This is a genomic window from Pontibacter rugosus, assembly GCF_042678745.1.
GTDB classification, from domain to species: Bacteria; Bacteroidota; Bacteroidia; order Cytophagales; family Hymenobacteraceae; genus Pontibacter; species Pontibacter rugosus.
In genome coordinates, this window is record NZ_JBHTLD010000314.1 from 1 (window position 1) to 3,905 (window position 3,905).

Annotated in this window: 3 protein-coding genes and 1 rRNA gene; 3 read left to right on the plus strand and 1 reads right to left on the minus strand. The window is 41.5% G+C overall.

The genetic code is table 11. From position 1 onward, the window contains the following. Positions 1–81: 81 nt before the first annotated feature. The 3 genes from ACFQ2O_RS20480 (at position 82) to aspA (ending at position 3,097) form a co-directional block, all read left to right on the plus strand. Positions 82–306: a hypothetical protein gene (locus ACFQ2O_RS20480; protein WP_377532491.1), complete on the plus strand. Its 225-nt coding sequence runs from the start codon at positions 82–84 to the stop codon at positions 304–306. 152 nt (positions 307–458) lie between these two features. After that, positions 459–1,646, plus strand: a complete 1,188-nt coding sequence (locus ACFQ2O_RS20485) for a ribonuclease D (protein ID WP_377532494.1) — start codon at positions 459–461, stop codon at positions 1,644–1,646. Between the two features lie 41 nt (positions 1,647–1,687). Beyond that, on the plus strand, positions 1,688–3,097 hold the full coding sequence (gene aspA / locus ACFQ2O_RS20490) for an aspartate ammonia-lyase (RefSeq protein WP_449301393.1): 1,410 nt from the start codon (positions 1,688–1,690) through the stop codon (positions 3,095–3,097). Positions 3,098–3,820: 723 nt separating this feature from the next. Here the strand turns inward: aspA and rrf are convergent. Beyond that, positions 3,821–3,905, minus strand: a 5S ribosomal RNA gene (rrf, locus tag ACFQ2O_RS20495); the annotation flags it as partial.

Below are 3,905 nucleotides of genomic sequence, written 5' to 3' on the forward strand. Positions count from 1 at the left end.
ACACAATATAAAGCTATGCCCTAAGGGTTACTTTTTAAAGATATTCGTATAAATAAGTACAAAATCAAAGAGATTAAGATTATGAAAAATACATGGAAATTAGCTTTCGCCGCCTTCGCACTTTTTGCTTTCACAGCTTGCGGTAGCGAGGAAAATACGGCAACCGAATCAGAAGTAGTTGAGACTACTGACGGATATGAATCTGACATGAACATGGAAACTGAGGACACTACGGTGTTAGAAGATACTACTGTTAACGATGGTGTAGCAGACGAAATCCAAGAAGAGCAACCACCAGTGCAGTAGTAGTTATACGAAATATTACTATTCAATTTAAGTCTCTGCTTAAGGGCAGAGACTTTTTTTTGTTCTCCCTAATCTGAAGCATACTGCCTGCTACCTTATAAAAAGTAGAATGCAGATAAGCGAATATGCCATAATCCTTTTTAACTTTAGGAATGGAAAATAATGCAACGCTTGAACATGATGGCGTAACTATAAAACTGGTTGAGGGTGACGATGCATTACAGCAAGTTGTTGCCGGTTTGAGCCAAAGCCAGGAGCTGGCACTAGACCTTGAATTTGATCAAAACCGCTTTACCTACGGGTTTAATCTATGTCTGATACAGATAACTGACGGCCGTGGCACCTGTTATGTGATAGACCCATTTACAATGGCTACCCTCCAGCCGCTTTTCCAACTGCTAGAGAACGAAGGTATCACCAAAATTATTCATCACGCTAATAATGATATTCTGCTTCTAGATAAGCTTGGCTGTAATATCCGGGGAGTTATGGATACTGACGTTGCTGCCAAAATACTGAACTACGAACGCTCTTCTCTGGCTACGGTTATGAAAGAGGAATTTAACATAGAAGTTGATAAGTCGCAGCAGTCCAGTAACTGGAACAAGCGCCCACTCACAAACGAGCAGCTGCGTTATGCCGCTATAGATGTTATTTACCTGCACCGGGTAAAAGCTAAATTAGTAACTAGAATAGAGGAGCTTGACCGCTCGCATTGGTTAAAGGAAGAAAACAAGTTACTTGAGGCTCTTCGGTATAGTGAACCAGAAAACCCTCACTTAAAGCTACGCAATGCTTTCAGGCTTACCCTTTATCAACAATATATATTAAAAGAAGTTTTTGCTTTTCGGGATGAAATGGGGCAGCAGTTTAATAAACCGGCTCCTTATGTTATCTCTAACGAGGCTATTTTAGAGCTTGCCCTCACTCCTGACACAGATGTACATGAGTGGCTCAACCATACCAAAGGGATACATGGTGGTTTGAAGCGCGCTCAAAACGAGCAGAAACTAAGAGATACATTGGCTGAGGCTATCGCTAGTGCCAAAGAGAAGCAAATTAGCCACGACTATCCATCTAACAGATTCCAGCGTCCGATTCGCACGCCAGAGGCCGAGCAACGAAAAGAAGATCTTGTAAAGGTTCAGCAACGCATTGTAGAGCAGTATGGGGAGTTTGCGTCCAGGCTAATCATGACTACCAGTACTATAAACGAGTACGCCTATAATAATCAATTACGCTGCACCAAACAGTATGCTTCTGATATTTTAGCAGCTACAGCACAAGCACTTTCCATTAGCTTGCCCAAGGCAACGTTTAAAGCCAGTGACAGGAGCTAATAAATTATCTTTTTGACCTACTTATACCCAATCATAGAATAATGAGTGAATTCAGAACTGAGCACGACTTCTTAGGAGAAATGCAGATCCCAAATGAGTTGTACTATGGCATACAGACAGCACGCGCTTTAGATAATTTCCATATTACAGGTTTACCTATCTCCAGAGAGCCATTATTTATACAGGCTTTTGGCTATGTAAAGAAAGCCGCAGCCATGGCTAACCGCGATTGTGGCGTATTGAAACCAGATGTTGCAGAAGCAATTTGCCTGGCTTGCGACAAACTGATTGCAGGCGAATACCTGGATCAGTTTGTTACTGATATGATTCAGGGTGGTGCCGGTACATCTGTGAACATGAACGTGAATGAAGTTATTGCCAACATTGCGCTTGAGATATTAGGGCATAAGAAGGGAGAATACGATTTTGTGCATCCTAACAACCATGTCAACTTTTCTCAGTCAACTAATGATGCCTATCCTACGGCATTCCGCTTAGCTCTTTATCGCAAAATTGAAAGCTTTGTTGCTGCTCTGGAGGCACTTCAGCAGTCTTTTGCTGATAAAGGAGAAGAATTCAAAAGAGTACTGAAGATGGGACGCACACAGTTACAGGATGCTGTTCCTATGACATTGGGTGCTGAGTTTCATGGCTTTTCTACTACTATAAAAGAAGATATCCAGCGCCTGAATGAAGCTAAGCTATTGATTTCTGAAATCAACATGGGAGCTACTGCTATTGGTACTTCTATTAATGCTCCTGAAGGTTATCCTCCCATTGTTACAGAGCATTTACGTAACTTGACTGGTATACCTGTGGTTTTAGCTGAAGACCTTATTGAGGCAACTTGTGACACCGGAGCTTATGTTCAGTTATCTGGAGTGATGAAACGTTCAGCAATTAAGGTTTCTAAAATTTGTAATGATCTACGTTTGTTGTCTTCAGGCCCACGCACAGGTATAAATGAAATCAACTTGCCTCGAATGCAACCAGGGTCTTCTATTATGCCGGGCAAAGTAAATCCTGTGATCCCAGAGGTTGTCAACCAAACAGCTTATTACGTTATCGGCGCTGACATGACAGTTACCATGGCTGCCGAAGCCGGGCAATTACAGTTAAATGTGATGGAGCCTGTAATTGCCTATAGCCTTTTCAGCTCTTTAACTTTTATGGAGAACGCCTGCACTACACTCACGAACAAGTGCATCACCGGTATAACTGCGAATGAAGAAATATGTGCGAATATGGTTATGAACAGCGTAGGCATCGTAACAGCTCTGAATCCTATACTTGGCTATGAGGAATCAGCTTCTATAGCCAAAGAAGCCTTATCGACTGGAAAATCCATTCACGAAATAAGCGTTTTAGAACGCAAATTAATCACACAGGCAAAGTGGGATGAGATTTTCTCAATCGAAAATCTAATTAACCCGAAGTTTATTAACAGCTAGTTTGTTGATAGACTTTAATAAAAAAGCCCCTGCAGTGCAGAGGCTTTTTTATTTGTACTAGTTTATGAGCTACAGCAAATTTTGTCATAATTATGATCTTACATTAGTTCGCTTGTTAGTATAGCTTTGAGGCAAACGTGTAACGCAGGTATATCATTTTAGCTGATGCATGTGCTCCTATATTCTTTTGGGTTTACTGTCGTCCTAGGGGATGTATGCTTAAAGTAACCTTTCAAAACTCATTGGATAGAAACTATACTTCGGCGGCAAAGCATCAATTATGATTACTAGTCAAGTTTCTTTTAGCTGAAACAGCTGTTAAACAAGCTTGCCTTGCCTTCATCTAATAATCTTCTGCACATTTGCTGTTAGGGAACATACTAGAAGTTTGTGTCTTTATGTACTATGTGAGTTTGGATAGAAAGGGTTTTGATAAACGGCTGAAAACTTCATCAAAAAGCTTGAGCTTGGAAGACAGCCCAATTTCTATAAGGCAGTTTATAAACCTAAAGGTTATTATACTCATCAAGCTTATATTCTTATTGATTGCTCCTGGTAAGCCTCTTATTTAGTGATAGATCTGGCTGCTTTACCTGCAACCCACTCCTTTTAGTACACCAATAGCAGCGCTTATTAGCCGTACTTATAGTATAAGTAAGTAAGATGTGTGTGTAAACAGCGAGACGCCCCCTCGATTGCTCAAGGGGGCGTCCGCTTTGTTGGGGTTGGCGGCCACCTACTCTCCCGGGTGTGACCCCAGTACCATCGGCGCGCCCGGGCTTAACTGCTCTGTTCGGAATGGGAAGAG

Bases quoted from the DNA above. Each gene is read 5' to 3' on its own strand.
- ACFQ2O_RS20480 (WP_377532491.1), top strand. From the start codon at position 82: ATGAAAAATACATGGAAATTAGCTTTCGCCGCCTTCGCACTTTTTGCT.
- ACFQ2O_RS20485 (WP_377532494.1), top strand. From the start codon at position 459: ATGGAAAATAATGCAACGCTTGAACATGATGGCGTAACTATAAAACTG.
- aspA (WP_449301393.1), top strand. From the start codon at position 1,688: ATGAGTGAATTCAGAACTGAGCACGACTTCTTAGGAGAAATGCAGATC.